Source organism: Nocardioides sp. WS12 (assembly GCF_014108865.1).
Taxonomy (GTDB): Bacteria; Actinomycetota; Actinomycetes; order Propionibacteriales; family Nocardioidaceae; genus Nocardioides.
Genome location: NZ_CP053928.1, coordinates 121,160 through 142,179, shown reverse-complemented (window position 1 = coordinate 142,179; position 21,020 = coordinate 121,160). Strand labels below are relative to the sequence as shown.

Annotated in this window: 15 protein-coding genes; 7 read left to right on the top strand and 8 right to left on the bottom strand. The window is 69.2% G+C overall.

The genetic code is table 11. From position 1 onward, the window contains the following. Positions 1 to 20: 20 nt before the first annotated feature. Positions 21 to 920 carry an SDR family NAD(P)-dependent oxidoreductase gene (locus HRC28_RS00610; protein WP_182378164.1) on the top strand — a complete coding sequence of 300 codons (900 nt, stop codon included), beginning with the start codon at positions 21 to 23 and terminating at the stop codon, positions 918 to 920. On the opposite strand, the gene HRC28_RS00605 is transcribed toward HRC28_RS00610, so the two are convergent. Further along, positions 921 to 2,018 (bottom strand): lipocalin family protein, encoded by a 1,098-nt coding sequence (locus tag HRC28_RS00605; RefSeq protein ID WP_182378163.1) that lies wholly within the window; start codon positions 2,016 to 2,018, stop codon positions 921 to 923. It abuts the gene before it with no gap. 212 nt (positions 2,019 to 2,230) lie between these two features. On the opposite strand from HRC28_RS00605, the gene HRC28_RS00600 reads away from it, so the two are divergent. After that, positions 2,231 to 4,078: an LTA synthase family protein gene (locus HRC28_RS00600; RefSeq protein ID WP_182378162.1), complete on the top strand. Its 1,848-nt coding sequence runs from the start codon at positions 2,231 to 2,233 to the stop codon at positions 4,076 to 4,078. Positions 4,079 to 4,082: 4 nt separating this feature from the next. Here the strand turns inward: HRC28_RS00600 and HRC28_RS00595 are convergent, their stop codons facing one another. The 5 genes from HRC28_RS00595 to hppD all read right to left on the bottom strand — a co-directional run bounded on the left by HRC28_RS00595 (position 4,083) and on the right by hppD (position 9,669). After that, on the bottom strand, positions 4,083 to 5,321 hold the full coding sequence (locus tag HRC28_RS00595; RefSeq protein WP_182378161.1) for a Glu/Leu/Phe/Val dehydrogenase dimerization domain-containing protein: 1,239 nt from the start codon (positions 5,319 to 5,321) through the stop codon (positions 4,083 to 4,085). A 67-nt stretch (positions 5,322 to 5,388) separates the two neighbouring features. After that, on the bottom strand, positions 5,389 to 6,510 hold the full coding sequence (fahA, locus tag HRC28_RS00590; protein WP_182378160.1) for a fumarylacetoacetase: 1,122 nt from the start codon (positions 6,508 to 6,510) through the stop codon (positions 5,389 to 5,391). Further along, complete coding sequence (locus HRC28_RS00585) at positions 6,507 to 7,241, bottom strand: hypothetical protein (RefSeq protein ID WP_182378159.1); 735 nt, start codon at positions 7,239 to 7,241, stop codon at positions 6,507 to 6,509. Before HRC28_RS00585 ends, fahA begins: the two co-directional genes overlap by 4 nt. Beyond that, complete coding sequence (locus tag HRC28_RS00580) at positions 7,238 to 8,464, bottom strand: homogentisate 1,2-dioxygenase domain-containing protein (protein ID WP_182378158.1); 1,227 nt, start codon at positions 8,462 to 8,464, stop codon at positions 7,238 to 7,240. Before HRC28_RS00580 ends, HRC28_RS00585 begins: the two co-directional genes overlap by 4 nt. Beyond that, positions 8,464 to 9,669 carry a 4-hydroxyphenylpyruvate dioxygenase gene (gene hppD, locus HRC28_RS00575; protein ID WP_182378157.1) on the bottom strand — a complete coding sequence of 402 codons (1,206 nt, stop codon included), beginning with the start codon at positions 9,667 to 9,669 and terminating at the stop codon, positions 8,464 to 8,466. Before hppD ends, HRC28_RS00580 begins: the two co-directional genes overlap by 1 nt. Positions 9,670 to 9,787: 118 nt before the next feature. On the opposite strand from hppD, the gene HRC28_RS00570 reads away from it, so the two are divergent. Further along, on the top strand, positions 9,788 to 10,303 hold the full coding sequence (locus HRC28_RS00570) for an Lrp/AsnC ligand binding domain-containing protein (RefSeq protein WP_182378156.1): 516 nt from the start codon (positions 9,788 to 9,790) through the stop codon (positions 10,301 to 10,303). Between the two features lie 145 nt (positions 10,304 to 10,448). Here the strand turns inward: HRC28_RS00570 and HRC28_RS00565 are convergent, their stop codons facing one another. Further along, on the bottom strand, positions 10,449 to 11,303 hold the full coding sequence (locus HRC28_RS00565) for a hypothetical protein (protein WP_182378155.1): 855 nt from the start codon (positions 11,301 to 11,303) through the stop codon (positions 10,449 to 10,451). Positions 11,304 to 11,562: 259 nt separating this feature from the next. Between HRC28_RS00565 and HRC28_RS00560 the strand changes: the two genes are divergently transcribed. Together HRC28_RS00560 and HRC28_RS00555 are read left to right on the top strand one after the other, a co-directional pair. Beyond that, positions 11,563 to 13,524, top strand: a complete 1,962-nt coding sequence (locus tag HRC28_RS00560) for a hypothetical protein (RefSeq protein WP_182378154.1) — start codon at positions 11,563 to 11,565, stop codon at positions 13,522 to 13,524. A gap of 184 nt (positions 13,525 to 13,708) precedes the next feature. Further along, on the top strand, positions 13,709 to 15,529 hold the full coding sequence (locus HRC28_RS00555; protein WP_182378153.1) for a phosphoenolpyruvate carboxykinase (GTP): 1,821 nt from the start codon (positions 13,709 to 13,711) through the stop codon (positions 15,527 to 15,529). Between the two features lie 68 nt (positions 15,530 to 15,597). Here the strand turns inward: HRC28_RS00555 and HRC28_RS00550 are convergent, their stop codons facing one another. Further along, positions 15,598 to 17,319: an FAD-binding dehydrogenase gene (locus tag HRC28_RS00550; RefSeq protein WP_237111650.1), complete on the bottom strand. Its 1,722-nt coding sequence runs from the start codon at positions 17,317 to 17,319 to the stop codon at positions 15,598 to 15,600. A 95-nt stretch (positions 17,320 to 17,414) separates the two neighbouring features. On the opposite strand from HRC28_RS00550, the gene HRC28_RS00545 reads away from it, so the two are divergent. Continuing rightward, positions 17,415 to 20,411: an MMPL family transporter gene (locus tag HRC28_RS00545; RefSeq protein WP_182378151.1), complete on the top strand. Its 2,997-nt coding sequence runs from the start codon at positions 17,415 to 17,417 to the stop codon at positions 20,409 to 20,411. Next, entirely contained in the window at positions 20,408 to 21,010 is a 603-nt protein-coding gene (locus tag HRC28_RS00540) for a TetR/AcrR family transcriptional regulator (RefSeq protein WP_182378150.1), read from the top strand. Before HRC28_RS00545 ends, HRC28_RS00540 begins: the two co-directional genes overlap by 4 nt. Positions 21,011 to 21,020: the final 10 nt, after the last annotated feature.

Sequence of the window (21,020 nt, the reverse complement as noted above, 5' to 3'; positions counted from 1 at the left end):
GCCGGGACTACCGTGCGGGCATGACCTTCAGTCCTTCCGACCTGCCGGACCTGACGGGCGTCACCGCCGTTGTCACGGGAGCCAACGCCGGCATCGGCGAGGTGACCGCCCGCGAGCTCGCCGGCCACGGCGCGCGTGTGGTGCTCGCCTGCCGCAACCTCGACAAGGGGCGCGAGGCGGCCGCTGGCATGAAGGGCGACGTCCGGGTCGAGCAACTGGACCTGTCGTCGCAGGCTTCCGTGCAGGCCCTTGCCGACCGCTGGGACGGGCCGCTGGACCTGCTCGTCAACAACGCCGGGGTGATGAACCCGCCGAACTATCGGGCCACCGAGGACGGCCACGAGCTGATGTTCGGCACCAACCACCTCGGCCACTTCGCGCTCACCGGTCGCCTGCTGCCCGCCCTCCTCGAGGCGCCGAGCCCGCGCGTCGTCACGGTCGCCTCGGTTGCGCACCACGGCGGCAACGAGTCGGTGCTGAAGGCCAACCCGGAGGCGTCGTACAAGGCCGAGCAGTACTACGGCAACAGCAAGCTCGCCAACGTGCTGTTCATGCGCGAGCTCCACCACCGCGCGACGGCAGCGGGTGGAAAGCTCGTCTCCACCGGCGCCCACCCGGGCGTCTCGGCGACGAACCTCGTGGCGTCCCCCGACGGCATGGGCGCCAACAAGATCGTGGCCCGCCTGGCGCCGTACGTCCTGCCGGTCATCCTGCAGTCCGCGGCGAAGGGCGCCAATCCGTCCTTGTACGCCGCCACGCTGGCCGAGCCCGGTTCGTACACCGGGCCGCAGCGGGTCCGGGAGATCCGCGGTCCGATCGGACCCGCGAAGCTCAGCAAGTACGCCAGCGACGCAGACCTCGGCCGCAAGCTGTGGACACTCAGCGAGGAGCTGACCGGGGTCAGCCCCTCGCTCAGTTGATCAGAAGCCGCCGATCCACTGGGGCTGGGTGACCTCGGTGAAGCCCTTGCCGTTCACGGTCTGGCCGTCGATGGTCGCGGTGATGTTGACCGCGCCCTCCCAGTAGTCGACGTTCGGAATGCTGAGGTTCGCTTCCTGGTCGAGCTGCTTGGGCTGGATGTTGATCGTGCCGCCGGGCACTGCGACGGTCCAGCCGAGTTTGTAGGTCCGGTCGGAGCGCGGGCTGGTCCAGTTGGTGAAGTTGGGCTGGGTCATGGAGACCTGGCTCGACGTCAGCTCGGTCGTGGCGCCGTTGGCGGCGACCCTGGTGCCGAACTTGTTGACGTAGTTCCCGTTGGCGTCCTTGATCAGGAAGATCATGTAGTCGACGTTGTTGTCGAGCTGGATCGAGTACCAGTCCCAGCCGCCGGTGTTGTAACCGTCGTACCACTGGTGGTCCATCCACGCCTCGCCACCGGTGATGGTGACCGGGACGCCGTGGTCGATGATCGTGCCGGAGACGTTCAGGCCGGTCCACGAGTAGTAGCCCGACGAGGTGCCGAACGGCTGGAACGGGACGAACCCGTCGCCACCGTGCAGAGCGCCCGGCTTGTTGGCCGCGAAGTCGAGGTCCAGGACGTAGTCACCCCAGTTCACGTTGCCGAAGATGCTGTGGTTGCCGTTGTCGCCCGAGAGGTCCCAGTCGTCGATGCCGACGTTGTAGCCGCTGCAGCACGCGGTGCTGGTGAAGCCGGTGCCGTTCTTCTGGCCCTGGGTGTAGGTGCCGCGGTTGAGGTCGGTGACGGCCATCATCTGGCTGAAGCCGTCGTAGCCCCACCAGGGGTGGTTCTTGAAGTAGGTGTCCTGGATGCCGTACTTGTACGTCTTGCCTGAGGCGTCGACACCGTTGATGTTGCCGGTGATGTACCACCACTCCATCTGGGTGGTGTGGGCGCGCTCGTTCTGGTCGACGAACTGGGCCGGCGTGAGTGCGGCCGCCGGACCCATCAGGGAAGCGGTGACGGTGACGACAACGCCGGTCACCATCATGGACCGCAGGGACTTACCCGGTCGGCGGCTCGTGGTCGAGCTCGTGCGCCGGAACAACGACATCTTCATTCGGATCCTCCTCGGTGGAACTCGAAACGTAGGCCAGCCCGAAATTCGACTTCAACTCGTCTTTTCGGAGTGAACTCAGGCGTCACGCCGAGGTGGAATTCGCGCTCAGAAGTGGCCTCGGTCACACTTCGGTGGGTCCCGGGGCCTGGTACCTATTCGGGTTTTGGGTGAGTTCGGGACCGCCGTCGTCGGCGCGGGGTTAGGTTGCCCGCATGGCCGCGACCCTCCGGCGCCCCCGGCCGGTGCGCCTGATGCTGGTCCTGCTGCTGGCCAAGCTCCTGCTCTTCCGGCTGCTCGTCTTCGGCGTCCCCTCGCCGGGCATGGTGATCGCCGATATTGCCGCGGCCGCTGTGCTCGTCGGCATCGTGGCGCTGCTCGCGCCGGGCCCTGCCACGTCGCCAGCCCTCTGGTCGCTCAACGCAGCGGTCAGCGTGTTCCTCACGGCCGCCGTCCTCTACTACGGCTACTACCAGACCCTGCCCACCTTCACGGTGCTCGACGAGGTGGACCAGGCCGATGACGTCCGTGCCAGCGTCGCCAGCCTGCTGGACTGGCGGCTGGTCCTCTTCTACGTCGACCTGGCCTTCGCGCCCGCGGTCGGACTGCTGCTCCACGGGGATCGCTGGCTGCCGCCGCACGCTCCGGCGGGGACCGTACGGCTGCGGCGCCTGGGGGCCGTCGTCGTCACGGGAACCCTGGTCACCGCGGTCGTCCTGCGCAGCGGCGTCGACGTACGCAACGAGCAGTACCGCGCCGAACAGTTCGGGGTCCTCGCCTACGAAGCGGACGCGTTGCTCCGGTCGCTCCGGACGAAGCAGACGCTGGACCTCGCGACGGCGTACGACGAGGTGGCCGAACTCAGGGCCACCAACCACTCGACCGTCACCGATCCGGCCAGGGCGCGCGGCTTCGGCGCCGCCGAGGGCAAGAACCTGATCGTCGTCCAGTTGGAATCGCTCCAGCAGTTCGTCGTCGGTCTCGAGGTGGACGGGCAGGAGGTGACGCCGCACCTCAACGACCTCGTCGGCGAGAGCCTCTCCTTCCCCCAGCACTTCCAGCAGATCGGCAAGGGCAACACGGTCGACGCGGAGTTCATCTCCAACACGTCGATCTATCCCGTGGGCGACGTCGCCATGTCGACCGGGTACGGCGACCGCGACCTGCCGAGCCTGCCCAAGCTGTTGCGCCCGCGTGGGTACGTCTCGGAGACCTTCAACGTGAACTGGGCAAAGTTCTGGGACCACGACGACCTGTTCCGCGCGCTGGGGTTCGACCGGTGGCACGAGAAGGACGAGTTCCCCGGCCCCAAGTTCAACTTCTGGGGAGTCTCCGACGAGGAGTTCTACGGGCGCTCGCTGGTGCGCCTCCTGGAACTGGACGCCGCCGACCGGCCGTTCTACACGCAACTCGTCACCGCCTCAGGGCACGGCCCCTTCAAGGTGCCCGCCGACAAGGTGCGGTTGCGCCTGCCCAGCGACCTCGAGGGCACCGAGGTCGGCGCCTACCTCCAGGCGCAGAACTACGCCGACCACGCGCTCGGCCTGTTCATCCGCGGCCTCAAGCAGACCGGCCTGTGGGACAAGTCCCTCTTCGTCGCGTACGGCGACCATGCCGGACTCAACGGCAAGGAAACGGTCGGGGACGTCCGGTCGCTGGGCGTCGACTACGCCTTCGAGCACCGTTTCAAGACGCCGCTGGTGATCCACGTCCCCGGCGGCGAGCCCTCCCGCAGCGACCACGTCGCCTCGCAGGTCGACATCCTGCCGACGATCGCGAACCTGCTCGGCATCTCGCTCGCCGAGGAACGCTTCGTCGCGTTCGGGGTCGACCTGCTCAACACCGGCGGCCACGCGTTCGGTGAGCGCTTCCACGCCCCGACCGGCACCTTCGTCAACGACCAGGCGATCTTTGCGCCGGGGCGCGGCTTCGACGACGGTTCGGCGACGTCGCTGACCGACGGGTCGTCGTACCCGATCACGGGGATGCGGGACGACTACGACTACGTGCTCGACCTGATGGACCTGTCCGATGCCTACGTGCGTTCGCTGCCGAAGCGGTAGGTGATCAGACCAGCTGGTCGAGCGCGATCTCGAGCGCCGTGGCGGCGAGCAGGGTCGGGTGCGGAGAGCGCTCGTGGCACTTCTCGAGCGCGGTCCGGATGGTGCGTGAGACGTCACCGAGGATGGCCTCGTCGGACACCTCCGCAATGCCCTCCATCAGCATCGTGAAGGTGCGTGCCATGCCGCAGTTGGCGATGAAGTCGGGGATCACGGCGACGTGCTGGTCGGCGAACTCGTAGGTCGATCCGTAGAAGATCTCCGGGTCGGCGAACGGAACGTTGGCGCCGGCGGAGATCAGCTCCAGGCCGGCCGACACCATCCGCTTCACGTGCTCGACGGTGACCAGGCGGGAGCCCGCGCAGGGCAGGAAGATCTCGGCACCCATGTCCCAGATCGCGTCGTCCAGCTCATCGAACGGGATCAGGTTGTCGGCGGCCAGTGCGTTGCCCTGCTTGTTGACGAAGAGGGTGTGCACCTCCTCGCGGGTGAAGCCGTCGGGGTTCATCAGGCCGCCGTTGCGGTCGATGATCCCGACGATGCGGGCACCTGCCTCGGAGAGGTAGTAGGCCGCGGCCGAACCGACGTTGCCCCAGCCCTGCACGATGACCCGCTTGCCCTCGAGGGACTGTCCCTGCGCGACGCCGTACGTGGCGTAGTAGTGGACGACCGACTCGGCGACGCCCCAGCCCGTGACGAGGTCGGCGATCGTGTACTTCGCCTTGTGGTCGGGCGTGTAGCGCGGGTCCTCGACGACCTTCGAGACGCCGAGGCGCAGCATGCCGACACGCTGCACGAGCTCGCGCTCGTCGGCGGCGAAGTGGCCGTTGACGATGCCCTGCTGCGGGTGCCACAGGCCGTAGCGCTCGGTCAACGGGATGACGTCGTGCATCTCGTCGACGTTCATGTCGCCGCCGGTGCCGTAGTAGGTCTTGAGCAGCGGAGCCAGGGCCTTGAACCAGCGCGCCAGCACGCCCTCGCGGCGCGGGTCGTTCGGGTCGAAGTCGATGCCGGACTTCGCGCCACCGATGGCCGGACCGGAGACGGTGAACTTGACCTCCATGGTCTTGGCGAGCGACTCGACCTCACGGCGATCCAGTCCGGCCCGCATCCGGGTGCCACCGCCGGCGGCACCTCCGCGCAGGGAGTTGATGACCGCCCAGCCCTTCGCGTCGGTCTCGGCGTCGTGCCACTCGAAGACGATCTCGGGGGCCTTGGCCTCGAAGCGGTCGAGCAGTTCCTTCATGTCAGTTCCTTGGTTCTCGTTGATTGCTGCGGGGGTTTCGAGGCTCGGCGCTGGTGCGCCTCGCACCTCAACCACCGGAGGCCGCCGAAACCCGGCCGCGGGCTTCGCCGAAACCGATGCGGGTGCCGTCAGCGCCGGGGGCGCTGGCGCGGAGGACGACCTCGTCGCCGTCCTCGAGAAAGCCCTTGCCGAGCTCGATGAACGAGCCCACCTGGTCGGGGTCGGGGCCGGAGATGGTGCCCGAGGCGTACAGGTCGCCGGTGCGGGTGGGGGCTCCGTTGACGGTCAGGTGCGCCAGCATCTGCGCGGGCGACCAGTACATCGACGCGTACGGCGGCCGGGTGACCACGTCGCCGTTCCACTCGACCTCCAGGTCGATGTCGAGTCCCCACGTGGCGTCCATCGCGAGGTAGGGCAGGGGTGCTGGGTCCTGGGTGGGCGTGCTGACGCGGGCCGCATCGAGCGCCGCGAGCGGCACGATCCACGAGCCGATCGTCGAGGCGAAGGACTTGCCCAGGTGCGGGCCGAGGGGGACGTACTCCCACGCCTGGATGTCCCGCGCCGACCAGTCGTTGAACAGGGCGACACCGAAGATGTGGTCGACGGCGTCCTCGACGGGGATGGAGGTGCCCATCGGGTTGCCGGTGCCGACGACGAAGCCGAGTTCGGCCTCGATGTCGAGGCGCACCGACGGCCCGAACACCGGCGTCTCGGCGCCGGCCGGCAGTCGCTGACCGCACGGGCGCACGATGTCGGTGCCCGAGGCCACGACCGATCCGGCGCGGCCGGTGTAGCTGACGGGCAGGTGCTTCCAGTTCGGCAGCAGCGGGTTGGGGTTGTCCGGACGGAACAGGCGACCGAGGTTCGACGCGTGGTGCTCGGACGCGTAGAAGTCGACGTAGTCGGCCACCTCGAACGGCAGGTGCATCGTCACGTCATCGACGGAGTGAGCACAGCCGTCGGGAAACGGACCGCGAACCAGGTCGGTCAGGCGGGCGCGGACCTCGTCCCAGCGCTGTTTCCCTTCGCTCATGAACGCGTTGAGCGTCGGGTGTGCGAAGACCGGGTCGTCGAGCAGCAGTGCGAGGTCGAGGACCTGGTCGCCGAACCGGGTCGCGCAGCGAGGAGCCGAGCCCGCGACGGAGTAGACCCCGTAGGGAAGGTTGGTGATGCCGTACAGGTGATTCATCGGGTCAGCTCCAGGAGACCGAGCGCGGTCAGTTCGTCGATCGGTTCGGTGATGCTGCAGGTGCCGATGGAGCGGAGCAGCGAGGACGCCGGGAGTTCCGGCAGTTCACGGGCGTCACGCACGGCGAGCACGGCGGCGTCCGTGGTGCCCGTTGCGGCCAGCAGGTTGAGGAAACCGTGCTGCTCGAAGCCCGTCTCCGGGTCGGTGTTCCGCAGCGCGTGGTGCAGGCCGGCGGTCGCCTTGAACGGCACGCCCGCTTCGACGAGAGCTGCAACGGTGGCGGCCAGTTCGGCCTCGTCGGGATACAGGTCCGCACGCACGCCGCCCGTCCGCAGCTTCGCGAGGTAGGTCGTCCCGACGAGGTCCGCGATCACCGCGTCCCGCCGGTCGTCACGGGGGACCTCGAGGTGGACGGTCACTTCGGCGGGCTCGCCGATCGCAGCCTGCAGCGCGGCAACCGAGGCCTCGGTGACTTCGAGTGCCACGACCCGGATGCCCTCCGGCGCGGCAACGAGCGCGGCCGCCGCCCCCTCCGCATCCGGTACGACGACAGCGACGTCGAGCGGCCCAGCACCCGCAAGAGCGGGCAGTGCGGCAGCGGGCACCACCAACGGACCGACCAGGTCGGCGTACCAACGGGTGCGGTGAAGTCTGTGCGCAGCGACGGCTTCGGAGAGGGGCAGGTTGCCGGGCGGGAAGACGGCGGCGTCATCCAGGATGAGACCCATCATTCGGTCGCTCCCCGCACCCAGGAGGTGACGTACTTGCCGTCGTCGGAGGCGGTGCCGGCCTCGCCGAGCTCGAGCGGCCGGAACGTGTCGACCATGACCGCGAGTTCGTCGAAGTACTCGACGCCGATGGACTTCTCGTAGGCGCCGGGTTGCGGGCCGTGCGGGTGACCGCCCGGGTGCAGGCTGATCGAACCGACGCCGATGCCCGATCCCTTGCGGGCTTCGTAGTCACCGGCGACGTAGAACATGACCTCGTCCGAGTCGACGTTCGAGTGGTAGTAGGGCACCGGGATCGACAGCGGGTGGTAGTCGACCTTGCGGGGCACGAAGTTGCAGATCACGAAGTTGTTGGCCTCGAAGACCTGGTGCACCGGCGGCGGCTGGTGGACGCGGCCGGTGATCGGCTCGAAGTCGGCGACGTTGAAGACGTACGGGTAGAGGCAGCCGTCCCAGCCGACGACGTCGAACGGGTGGTGCGGCAGCACGTGCACGGTGCCGGCGATCCCGCCGGGACCGGAGCCGCGGTGCTTGATGAACACCTCGACGTTCTCGTCGGCGGCGGGGTCGATGAGCAACACCTCGGGGGGCACCCGCAGGTCGCGCTCGCAGTACGGCGCGTGCTCGAGCAACTGCCCGAACTTCGACAGGTAGCGCTTCGGCGGACCGATGTGGCTGTTCGCCTCGATCACGTAGAGGCGAAGCGGCTGTTGTCCATTTTCTGGCGACCCGGTCGGCACCCAGCGGTGCGTCGTGGCGCGGGGCAGGATCACGTAGTCGCCTGCGCCGACCTCGAGCGCACCGAACACGGTTTCCACCACAGCGGTGCCGGACTCGACGAAGACGCACTCGTCGCCGATGCCGTTGCGGTAGAGCGGCGAGGCCGCTCCGCACACGACATAGCTGATCCGGACGTCGGCGTTGCCGAGCACGAGACGGCGCCCGGTCACCGCGTCAGTGGTCTGCCAGGCGTCACCGGTGAAGAGGTCGTGCAGTGTCAGGTGCCGCGGAATCAGCGGGTGGTTGGGCGTCGTGGACTGGTCGGGCAGGTCCCACGTGCGCGCCTCGACGACCGCCGACGGGATGTGTCGGTGGTAGAGCAGCGAGGAATCGGACGAGAAGCCCTCCTCGCCCATCAACTCCTCGAAGTAGAGCGTCCCGTCGGGCGCACGGTGCTGCGTGTGCCGCTTCGGCGGCACGTTCCCGATCCGCTGGTAGTGGGCCATCAGAAGTTGCCCCGTCGCTCCTGCTCGCGCTCGATCGCCTCGAAGAGCGCCTTGAAGTTGCCCTTGCCGAAGCCCAGCGAGCCGTGGCGCTCGATGAACTCGAAGAACACGGTCGGCCGGTCGCCGAGCGGCTTGGTGAAGATCTGCAGCAGGTAGCCGTCCTCGTCGCGGTCGACGAGGATGCCGCGCTTCTTCAACTCCTCGACGGGCACCCGCACCTCGCCGATCCGGGCGCGGAGCTCGGGGTCCTCGTAGTACGAGTCCGGAGTCGCGAGGAACTCGATGCCCTCGGCCCGCAGGCGGTCGACGGTGTCGAGGATGTCGTTGGTGGCCAGCGCCAGGTGCTGGGCGCCGGGGCCGCAGTAGAACTCGAGGTACTCGTCGATCTGCGACTTCTTCTTCGCGATCGCCGGCTCGTTCAGCGGGAACTTCACCCGGTGGTTGCCGTTCGCGACGACCTTCGACATCAGCGCCGAGTAGTCGGTGGCGATGTCGTCACCGATGAACTCGGCCATGTTCGTGAAGCCCATGACCTTGTTGTAGAACTCGACCCAGTCGTCCATCTTGCCGAGCTCGACATTGCCGACGATGTGGTCGAGGGCCTGGAACAGCCGCTTGGGCGCACCTTCCCTCTTGGTGAAGGTAGAGGTGCGGGCGACGTACCCCGGCAGGTAGGGCCCGTTGTACGACGACCGGTCGACGAGGCTGTGCCGGGTGTCGCCGTACGTGGCGATCGCGGCCATCCGGACCGTGCCGTGCTCGTCGGTCAGGTCGTGCGGCTCCTCGAGAATCGTCGCCCCGGCCTTGCGGGCCTGCGCGATGCAGCGGTCGACGTCGGGGACCTCGAGGGCGATGTCGACGATGCCGTCGCCGTGGGTGCGGTGGTGGTCGAGCAGGGTGCTGTTCGGGTCGACGCCACCCTTGAACACGAAGCGCACCGCGCCGCTCTTGAGCACGAAGGCGACGTGGTCGCGGTTGCCCGTCTCGGGGCCGGAGTAGGCGACGAGTTCCATGCCGAACGCGGAGATGAAGAAGTGGGCGGTCTGGGTGGCGTTGCCGACCGACCACACGGCGGCATCCCAGCCGGTGACGGGGAACGGGTCCTCGTGGTCGTCGTACTCGACGAGGCCGACGAGCTGCTTCAAGGTGTCGAGGTCGAGCTCAGCGAGCCGTTCCTCGTTGGTGAGGGTCTCCTGGAGGGACATGTGAGCAGCACAACAGAACGACCACAGCCTCACAACCTGCCTATCCGGCGGTAGGCAATCCGGCCAGTTCTGCCGGTCGGCCGTGCTCCGAACTGTGCAGAACGGCTACCTTGGAGCCATGGCCGCTGGACCGCACCCGCTCGACGAGATCGACCTCGCGCTGCTGACCGCGCTGACCGAGCACCCGCGCGCTGGTGACCTGGAACTGTCCCGGATCACCCAGGTGGCACGCGCGACCGTGCAGAGTCGACTGCGACGGCTGGGCGAGGCCGGCGTGATCGCCGACTGGGACCCCACGATCGACGTCGCCGCCGCCGGTTTCGAGGTGCAGGCCTACGTCACCCTCGAGATCTCCCAGGGAGCGCTCGACGAGGTGTCGGCCGACCTCGCGGCGATCCCGCAGGTGCTGGAGGCTTACGTGACGACCGGGTCCTTCGACGTGCTGTGCCGGGTGGCGACCCGCTCCCATCCCGAGCTCCAGGCGACGCTGGTGCGGATCGACCAGTCGTCATCGGTGGTGCGTTCCACGAGCGTGATGGTGCTGTCGGTGCTCGTGCCGCCGCGGGTGCTGCCGCTGCTCGCGGCCGCGGACACCGCGCCCAGCCGCCGCGCGCCGGCGTACCGCAAGGGCTGAAACGCCACGCAAGCTCGCCGGTGAAAAATGAAGCCACCGCAGGAGTCTCGGGTCTCCTGCGGTGGCGAGTGAAGATTGCCAGATCCGGCCCGGCCTTGTCTCTGGATCGAAAGTAAAATCCTGCAGGCGGTTCGCCGTGCCCCGTTCAGAACTGGTTGAAGGAGAGGGCGAGCTTGTAGTCAGTGGTCATGTAGTTGACCAGCCCCTGCAGCTTCTTCTCGTCGACCTTGGTGTTGGTCGTGCCGACCGTGACGCCGACGACATTGCTGACGACGCCGCTGTTCCACTTGCCCTGCACGAAGTCCGGGAACTGTGCTTCGGGACGCAGGTCGAAGTCCTCATCACTGAGGGCCGCATCGGCGGCCTTGGCGTGGGCCTCGGTGTCGAACACCAGGGCGACGTACGTGACCCGGGCCTTGCCGTTGAGGGCCGAGTAGGTCCACTGCACGGCGTACTCACAGCGCTGCTGGGTCAGGCGCGAACCCTCTTCAACCGGGCCGCAGGTGTCGTACTTCCAGGACTCCAGGTACTTGGCGTTGTGTTCGACGTCGCCGAACTTGAAGTCCCAGTCGTCGGCGAACTCGGAGGCCTCGACGTCGATGCGGGCGGCCGGTTCGTCGGTCTCGTCCTCGGTGGGGGAGTACGGCGTCGCGGGGGTCGTCGTGCTCGACGGGTCGGTGGGCGTCGGGGTGCCGTCGGTGGTCGCGGTGCTCGAGGCGGTGGAGTCGTCCTTGCCCGCCGACGTGTCGTCGTCATCGCCGCCGAGGACGAGCACGGCCGTGACGACGACGCCGACGACGAGCAGCATCGCGAGGGCGACCAGGCCGATGATCAGCCCGGTCCTGCTCTTCTTCGGCGGACCGCCGAACCCGCCGCCGTACGGACCGAAGCCGGGAGGCCCCTGCGGCGGGTAGCCCGGAGGCCCCGACGGCGGATACCCGGGAGGTCCCGACGGCGGGCCGCTGGGCGGGCCGAAGGGGGGCTGCGGCGGGTAACTCATGGGGGCTCCTGTCGTCGTGACATCCACGTCGAGCGGGTACCTACCCAGTGATGTGCGCGTCAACCGCCATGCGCGTCACCGGTGCGTCCCCACGACGCACCGACGACACGAGGAGGTGAGCACGTTCGCGATCGTGGGCCGTGACGAGGGGTCGCGGCAGGGCGTCGCCCGATGATGAGACCACTGTGAGACGGCGTTCCCAAGCCCTGTGGAACCCCGGCAATCGGCGTTATCGTGGGTGCGCCGAACAGGGGGTGCCATGGGAACGGTTCGTCTCCCTGCGCAGTCGCCGGGCCAGGGCCCCACCATCTCGGCGTTCGCGCATGGTCTCGACGCGCAGCGCTACGTCTGTCCGGCCGTCGTGCAGCGCAGGATCGAGCAGTTGCTCGACCCGGCCGGTGCTCTCCTCGTGCTGGCCGTGACCGGCGCCGGTGGCCTCGGCAAGAGCGCTGCCCTGCGGGCGGCTGCCCGGTGCGCGACCGACGACGGGCACACCGTCATCAGCATCGACGGTCGTCGTGCGGACGCGGCCGAACTGATCGGCGAACTCTCGAACCTCCCTGGCGGACGGACCCTCGTCGCCATCGACGAAGCCGACCACTTCGGTGCCGGCCTGCATGCCCTGGGGCGGGCGCTCGGTGACCTGCCAGCGACGACCCGGGTCATCCTCGCCGCGCACCACCTGCCGCCCGGGTGGTTGCCTGAGCACCTCGAACCGCTGACCGGCCGGCTTCGCCTTGCCGCCCTCGCTGCCAAGGACGCCGACGTGCTGCTCCTCTCCTACGGCGTCACCGACGCTGCTGCCCGCGAGGCCATCGCGACGTGGGCCGCCGGTCTGCCGCTCGCGCTGGTCCTCGGCGCCGGCGCCTGGGCCAGTTCGGGAGGCGCTGCCGGCCCGGAGTTCACCCTTCCGCGCGAGACCGAACATGACCTCGTGGACCGGATCGTCGGCCCGGCGCTGGCCCAACTCGACCCGGACCTGCTGGCGGTGGCCGCGCTCGCCGGCGGAGTCGACGTCCGGCTCCTCGCCGACGTACTGCCGGACAGCGATGCGGAGGCCGGCCTGGCTCGCCTCCAGGAGTGCACGTTCGTGGAGCGGATGGGCGCGCGCCTCCTGCTGCACCCGCGTCTCGCCGAGGCCATTGCCGTCCGGTTGCGTGAGGCCGATCCGACGCGCGCTGAGGCGATGACCCTACGGATCGCGGCTCACCTGCGGGACCGGGCCGTCGCGGGCGAGCATCCCGCGCTGCCCTGGCTGGCGGGTCTGGTCCACGACCCAGCGCTGCGCGCCGGCCTCGCGCCGCCCGTCAGCGCGGAGTTGTACGTCGACCGGATCCGCCCCGGCGATGCCGCGGCCATCCGTGAGGTCCTCGACCGGCGGTGGCCGGGGACCTGGTCGCTGGTCGAGCCCTGGCTGCGCACCGATGCCCTGCACGTCGTACGACGTCCGGATGGTGCGCCGGTGGGAGTGGTTGCCACGCTGCCCCTCGCCCGGGCCGCCGACTTCGATCGGGCCTGCCGCACCACGATCGGTCCGCTGCTCGACCACGCGCAGGCCGAGGGACTGACCGACCGGGCCGTGGTCACGCCGTTCCAGATCGCGTTGGAGGACGGCGAGCCCGACCCGGACCTGCTGCGGATCCGCAACGCAGTGGCCCTCCAGCGGTGCGGTGTCGCGAACCCGCGGATCGACCTCGTGGTCGAGGTGACCGGGTCGGAGGCGGAGCGCACGGTGCTGGCGGCCTACGGCTACCAGGAGATCGATGGTGTCCGCACCAGCGTCGCGAGCGCTCGGGGTTGGGTGGCCGACGTGGGGCCGGCCGGCCTCGCCGGGCTGTTGTACGACGCCGTGGCGGCCGAGCAGGGGCGTCCGCCCCTGGCACGGGCGGGCGCCGGGGACGGCCTGCTGCGCGCGCTGGAGGACTTCCACTGCGACGCGGTTCTCGCGCGGTTGCCGCAGGCGCCGTCGGACCTGCCGGTCGAGCGGGCGGCGGAGCGGGTGCGGGTGTGGGCGCGGGACTCGCTGGCGGCCCTCCTGGCCGACGAACCAGGGCTGCTGGGACTGGTGGTGCAGCGCTACCTGGAACCGGGCGCGACCCACGAGTCGGTCATGCGGGACCAGTTCGCCAGTCGGGCGACGTACTTCCGTCGGCTGCGTCGGGCGCGAACGATTCTCGGCGGCGCGGACGACCCCGGGATTCGAACGATCAAAAATTCGTGACCGTGGCGAACGCCTCATCGGGGTGACCGGCGCGGATGTGCGTCAGCGCGCGAGCGGTGTCATGGTGGGCCCCACGCGGACGACGGTGTCCACGGATCACACGATTCGAACCCCGGATTTTTACGGGTGGGCTGTGGGGTAGCGTGCCCACACCTTTAACAGGACCGAAAGGCTGGCGAGAAGCATGGTGGATGTGGAGCGGACGCTCGATGAGGCGGGCCTCACGAACCCCCACGTTCGGGAATACGTCGCACACTGGGCCGGGATCACTGGCGCCGACCGGATCGAGGTCGTTTCTGCGGCCGACGACGCCCGGCTGGTGGCCGAGTCCCTCGAAGCAGGCGAGCTGTTGCCCGCCGGCGACGGCCTCTACTACTCCCGGTCCTACTTCAAGGACACCGCACGCGCCGAAGAGCGCACGATCGTCGCCACCAGCGACGAGGCGGACAAGGGCATCTACAACAACTGGCGCCCGTCCTCGGAGATGAAGCCGAAGCTCGTCGAGCTGATGACCGGCGCGTCGGTCGGCAAGACGATGTACGTCATCCCCTACCTGATGGCGCCGAAGGGCTCCCCGCTGCAGAACTTCGCAGCCGGTGTCGAGCTCACGGACAACCGCAACGTGGTGCTCCAGATGATCCGCATGTCGCGGGTCGGCGTGGAGTACATCAACGACCTGGGCGACTCGTTCGTCAAGGCCGTGCACGTCACCGGTGACCTGGAGAACCTCGGCCAGGGCACCCCCGACGACAAGCGTTACTTCGTGACCGTCGCCGACGAGCGCACGATCCTGCACTTCGGTTCGTCGTACGGCGGCAACGCGCTCCTCGGCAAGATCGCCCACGGCCTGCGCCAGGGTGCCTACGACGGCTGGAAGAACGGCTTCCTCGTGGAGCAGTTCATGCTGCTCGGCATCACGGACAAGGAAACCGGCAAGAAGTACAACATCTGTGGTGGTTTCCCGTCGGCCTCCGGCAAGACGAACCTCGCGATGACGCTGGCCCCCGACGCGCTCGGTGACCGCTACTACGTCGAGTTCTACGGCGACGACATCGCGTGGATCTGGGTCGGCGACGACGGCAAGCTCTACGGCATGAACCCGGAGAACGGTGTCTTCGGTGTCGCCAAGGACACCAACGAGGCCACCAACCCGACCGCGATCGACTCGATCGTTCCCGGCACCGGCGCGATCTTCACCAACGTCGCCTACAACTCCAAGAGCCAGGAGGTCTGGTGGGAGGGCAAGAGCGACAAGCCGACCGACCTCGACGGCTGGGAGGACTGGAAGGGCGACATCATCGCCGACCGGTCCGCTGAGGACGCCGACGCTCCGTGGGCGCACCCGAACAGCCGCTTCACGACCACGCTGGCCAACGTCCCGAACGTTGCCAAGGACTTCGAGGACCCGCAGGGCGTCGAGATCCACGGCATCATCTTCGGTGGCCGTACCCGCGACCGTGAGCCGCTGATCCGTGCGATCAGGGACGTCGCCGAGGGTGTCTACGACGGCCTGACGCTGGGCGCCGAGGCGACCGCAGCTGCGGACGGTCTCGAGGGCGTGCTCCGGTACGACCCGATGTCGATGCGTCCGTTCATGTCGTACTCCGAGGCCGACTACGCCGCGCACTGGCTCGAGGTCATCGGCCGTGCGACGACCAAGCCGATCTTCGCGCACGTCAACTGGTTCCAGCGCGGCGAGGACGGTCGCTTCCTGTGGCCCGGCTACCGCGAGAACCTGCGCCCGCTCAACTGGCTGATGCAGTTCCTCAACGGCGAGGTCGAGGGCGTCCAGACCGCTGTCGGTGTCCTGCCGAAGCGTGAAGAGCTGAACCTCGAGGGCATGGACGAGCAGGCGCTCGCCGACCTCGACACGCTCCTCACCATCGACGTGCCGCGCTGGCAGCAGGAGATGGGCTTCCGCGAGAAGCACCTGGCGCAGTTCGACGGCCTGTCCGAGGAGATCTGGGCCGCGCACCGTCGCGTCGCCGAGGCACTCGAGGCCTGAGTTCCACAGCAACAGCAGCGCCCCGGCTCACCCAAGGTGAGCCGGGGCTCTGTTCGTTTTCGCTCCGGTCAGGAGCCGGCGATCGCACGCCCCGCGGCGCGACCGGAGAAGATGCAGCCGCCGAGGAAGGTGCCCTCGAGCGCGTTGTAGCCGTGCACCCCGCCGCCACCGAACCCGGCGACTTCGCCGGCGGCGTACAGGCCGGGGATGACGGCTCCGGTGCGGTCGACGACGCGTGAGTCGAGGTTCGTGGCGACGCCGCCGAGCGTCTTGCGCGTCAAGATGTTGAGCCGTACGGCGATGAGCGGGCCCTTCTCGGGGTCCAGGATCTTGTGCGGCTTGGCCACTCGGATCAGCTTGTCCGTGCGGGACTGCCGGGCGTTGTTGATGGCCATCAGCTGGAAGTCCTTGCTGAACCCGTTGTCGAGCTCGGCGTCGCGTGCCTCGATCTGGCGACGCAGTACCTCGGCCTCGAGGTGCGGGCCGCGGGCCGGGGAGTCGCCGTCGACGATGCCGTTCATGCCGGCGACGAGTTCCTCGAGGGTGTCGGCCACGACGAAGTCGACACCGTTCTGCTTGAACGCCTCGACCGGACCGGGGGCGCCCTTGGCGACCCGCGACTTCAGCATGAACTTGAGGTCCTTGCTGGTGATGTCGGGGTTCTGCTCGGAGCCGGAGAGGGCGAACTCCTTCTCGATGATCGCCTGGGTGAGCACGAACCACGTGTAGTCGTAGCCCGTCTTGCCGATGGCGCCGAGCGTGCCGAGGCTGTCGAAGCCGGGGAAGTTCGGGGCGGCCAGGCGCTGCCCGGTCGCGTCGAACCAGAGCGACGACGGGCCGGGGATGACGCGGATCGCGTGGTCGGGCCACACGGGGTCCCAGTTGTGGATGCCCTCCGTGTAGTGCCACATCCGGTCGGAGTTCACCAGCCGCGCGCCGGCTTCCTCGGCGATCGTGAGGCCGCGCCCGTCGACGTACGCGGGGACGCCGGAGATCAGGTGGGTCGGCACGGGGCCGAGGCGATCCACGGGCCAGTTGGCGCGGATCATCTCGTGGTTGTGGCCGATGCCGCCGGTGGTGACGACCACGGAGGGGGCACGATGCTCGAACTCGCCGACCTCGACGCGGGACGAGGCGAACCCGCGCTCGGTGTCGGACTCCTCGAGGACGGCGCCGCGGATGCCGACGACCGCCCCCTTCTCGGTGACCAACGCGTCGACGCGGTGCCGGAAGGCGAACTGCACCAGGCCCTGCTCCTCGGCGGCCAGCACGGGCTCGACGAAGATCCGGACCACCTCGGGGCCGGTACCCCAGGTGAGGTGGAAGCGGGGCACCGAGTTGCCGTGGCCGGCCGCGTCACCGCTGCCGCGTTCGGCCCAGCCGACGAACGGCAGTGACTTGAGGCCGAGGGCACGGAGGTAGTCGCGCTTCTCGGTGGCGGCGAACTCGACGTACGCCTGCGCCCACTGGTGGGCCCAGTGGTCCTCGCCCGGGGTGCCGTCCTCCTGCGGTTCGATCCGGTCGAAGCCGGCCGAGCCCTGCCAGTCCTGCCAGGCCAGCGCCTTGGAGTCCTTGATGCCCATCCGGCGCTGCTCGGGGGAGTCGATGAAGAGGAGGCCGCCGAGCGACCACCACGCCTGCCCGCCGAGGTTGGCGCGGTTCTCCTGGTCGATGACCAGGACCCGCTTGCCTGCCTTCGTCGCCTCGTAGGTGGCGACGAGTCCGGCGAGGCCGGCTCCCACCACGATCGCGTCCGGTACGAACCCCTGCTCTGCTGCGCCCTTGGTCACGACGGGAGCCTGCCACATGGTCCGTCACGAGCGGTGAGAGTGGGCCGCGCCACAGTTCCTTGCCACTGGCAAGGAACAGGTTCTAGTTTCAACGAATGGGGACTGAGCACGACCGCGCCGCCGGCTACGCCCGCTTCGTCGTACGACGGGCCGGCTGGGTCGTTCTTGCCTGGCTCGCGATCACGGTCGTGATGAACGTGGCCGTGCCGCAACTCGAGGAGATCGCCGGTCGCGACTCCTCGCCGATGGTTCCGCACGACGCGCCCTCCATCCGGGCGATCACGTCGATGAACAGCGCGTTCAGCAGCGGCGACGCCCAGAGCTTCATCGTGGTGGCGATGGAGCGGACCTCCGGCCTCACCGAGGCGGACCGCAGTTACGCCGAGGCCCTGGTCACCGACCTGGCCACGGACGAGAAGGACGTCACCTTCGTCCAGGACATCCGTCGGCCGGAGTTGCGCAAGGCACTGACGAGCAAGGACCAGCAGGCGCGGTACCTGCTGGTCGGCATCACCGGCGCCACCGGTGCGCCGGCGTCGCTGACCCAGGTGGCCGCCGTACGCGAGATCGTGGGCGAGAAGGCGCCGGACGGGCTGACCGTCGAGGTGACCGGGCCCACGGCCACCGTCGTCGACCTCGCGACGGAGACTGAACACAGCGTCGGCCGGATCACGATCGTGACCATCGTGATGATCGCGTTGATCCTGTTCCTGATCTACCGATCGTTCGCGATCCCGATCATGATCCTCACGGTCGTGGGGATCGGGCTGGGCCTGGGTCGCGCCGTGGTGTCGTTCTGCGGGCTGCACGACCTCTTCGCGATCTCGACGTTCAGCGGGTCGTTCCTGACCGCGATCATCCTCGGCGCCGGTACGGACTACGCGGTGTTCCTGGTCGCCCGCTATCACGAGGAGCGCCGACTCGGCACCGAGCCGACCGCGGCCGCCGCCATCGCCGCGTCGAAGATCGGCGGGGTCATCGCCGGTTCTGCCGTGACGGTCGTGCTGGCCGCGCTGTGCATGGCGATCGCCGACCTCGGGTTCTTCAACACCACCGGCCCGGCGATCGCGGTGAGCATCGCCGTCAACCTGTTCGTCAGCCTCACCCTCACGCCGGCGCTGCTCGCGCTGGCCGGCCAGCGCGGCTGGGCGGAGCCGCGCGACTCGGGCGGTGCCGCCGTGTGGCAGCGGATTGCCGGCCTGGTCGCCGCGCACCCGGTGCGGATGCTGACCGTGTCGCTGGTGCCGTTGCTGTTGCTCGCGGCGTTCTTCCCGCTGGCCAACCTGTCGTACGACGTCCGCGAGCCGCTGGCCGACGACGCGGAGAGCAACCGCGGCTACGCCCTGCTGGACCGGCACTTCCCGATCAACGAGGTGCTTCCCGACTACGTCCTGATCCAGGCCGACCACGACCTGCGCAACACCAAGGACCTCGCCCTCATCGAGCAGGCGTCGTCCTCGCTCGCCCGGCACGACGGCGTCGCGCTGGTCCGCAGCATCACCCGACCGGGCGGCGAGCCGATCACCCAGGCCTCCGTCGCCTTCCAGTCCGGCCTGATCGGCGACGAGCTCGGCAAGGCCCGCGGCGACATCGCGAAGGGCGCCGACGGAGCCGAGCAGCTCGCCGAGGGCGCCGGCCAGCTCGATGACGGGGCCGGCCAGCTCGCGGACGGTGCGGAGAAGGCCGTGGAGGGTGCCGACTCGATCGCCACCGCCACCACCCGGCTGTCACGCGGCATGACGCAGCTCCTCGACGGTGCCGACGCCGCTGTCGCCGGGACGCGCGACCTCAAGGTCGGCGCCGCCGCGCTCGCCGACGGACTCACCACCGCGGCCGACCAGGTCCAGCTCGCGGTGGACGGCCTCGGCCTCGCGTACGACGCCCTGGCCACGAAGAGCCTGACCTGTGGCCTCGATCCGGCGTGCTCGCGGGCCCGGGCCGGGATCAAGCAGATCTGGGAAGCCGAACGCGACCAGCTGTTGCCCGGACTCCGCGAGGCGGCACGCGGCGCCCGCGCCATCGCCACCGGTACGGGCGACCTGCGCACCGGCCTGAGTCAGCTGCGCGGAGGGATCGCGAAGGCCCGCACCGGCACCCAGCAACTCGCCGAGGGCCAGCAGATCTTCGCCGACAAGCTCGGAGACCTCTCCTCCGGCGCCGACCAACTCGCGACCGGCGCGGACCGGATCCGCGGCGGCACCGAGGAGGTGGCCGCGTCCCTGCCCGAGCTCGAGAAGGGCCTCGCCGCTGCGGCGGAGCATCTGCAGGCGACCCGCGACGAGGTCGACGATCCCGCCAGCGGTGGCTTCTACCTGCCGCCGACGGCACTGACCAACCCGGACTTCGAGGCAGCGAGCCGACTCTTCGTCTCCAATGACGGACGCACGGCCCGCATCGTCGTACTGGGGAAGACGGATGCGTTCGAGTCCGAGGCCGCGGACCGGTCGGCCGAAGTGCGCGAGATCGTCGACCACTCCTTCAACGGGACTCGGCTCGCCGACGCCGACGTGGCGGTCACCGGCATGGCGAGCACCAACAACGACCTGCGGAGGTACTCCCAGTCCGACCTCGAGCTGATTGCGATCACCGCGCTGATCGCGGTGTTCCTGGTGCTGCTCCTGCTGTTGCGCAGCCTGGTGGCGGCGTTCGCGCTGATGGCGACCGTGGTGCTGTCCTACGTCGCGGCGATCGGGCTGTCGGTGCTCGTGTGGCAGGTCGGGTTCGGCATCCCGCTCGACTGGACGGTCACGGCCGTCGCGTTCGTGATCCTGGTGGCGGTCGGTGCGGACTACAACCTGCTGCTGACCAAGCGCATGCACGAGGAGGCGCCCGACGGCTCGGCAAGCGGCATCGCCCGGGCGACGGCCGCGACGGGCGGCGTGATCACCTCGGCCGGCGTGATCTTCGCGGCCTCGATGGCGGCGCTGATGGCCGGCCGGGTGACGACGATCGGCCAGGTCGGCTTCACGATCGCGGTCGGCCTGCTGCTGGACACGTTCGTCGTCCGGTCGTTGCTGGTGCCCTCGCTCGCTACCCTGCTGGGTCCACGGCTGTGGTGGCCGCAGCGGCCGCCTGCGGAGGAGGTTCGATGAGGAGCGCCGACCTGCGCCAGCGCCTGCTGCGCGCTGCGGAGCAGGAGATCGCCAACTGTGGTCCGGCCAAGGCCAGTCTGCGCGCGATCGCCCGCCGGGTGGGGGTCTCGCACCAGGCGACTGCCCACCACTTCGACGACCGCGCGGGCCTGTTCACCGCCCTTGCGGTCGAAGGCTTCGACTTGCTGCTCGAGCGCACCCGCGCAGCGATCGCGTCGGCGAACGAGGGCGTCGCCGACGGGGGACCGGACGCCGGCCGGCCCGTCGCTGCGGCCGGAGCCGCCTACGTGGAGTTCGCGTTGCGGCATCCCACGATGTTCGACGTGATGTTTCGGCCCGAGTTGTTGCACGCCGACGACAAGCGACTGCTCGCTGCGCGCGAGGAGCACCGCGCGGTCCTGCTGGCCAACATCGCGGCCGCGCAGGAACGCGGCTGGGGCGTCGGCGTACCGACGGAGGAACTGGCGGTCATCGGCTGGGCGACCGTGCACGGTCTCGCCGTCCTGGAGCGGGACTCGCAACTGGACGGACTGCTGTCCGAGGCGGAGATGCCGCGCGTGCTCGAACGGGTGGCGCGGACCCTCGAGGCCCTGGCCTGACCTGAATCCA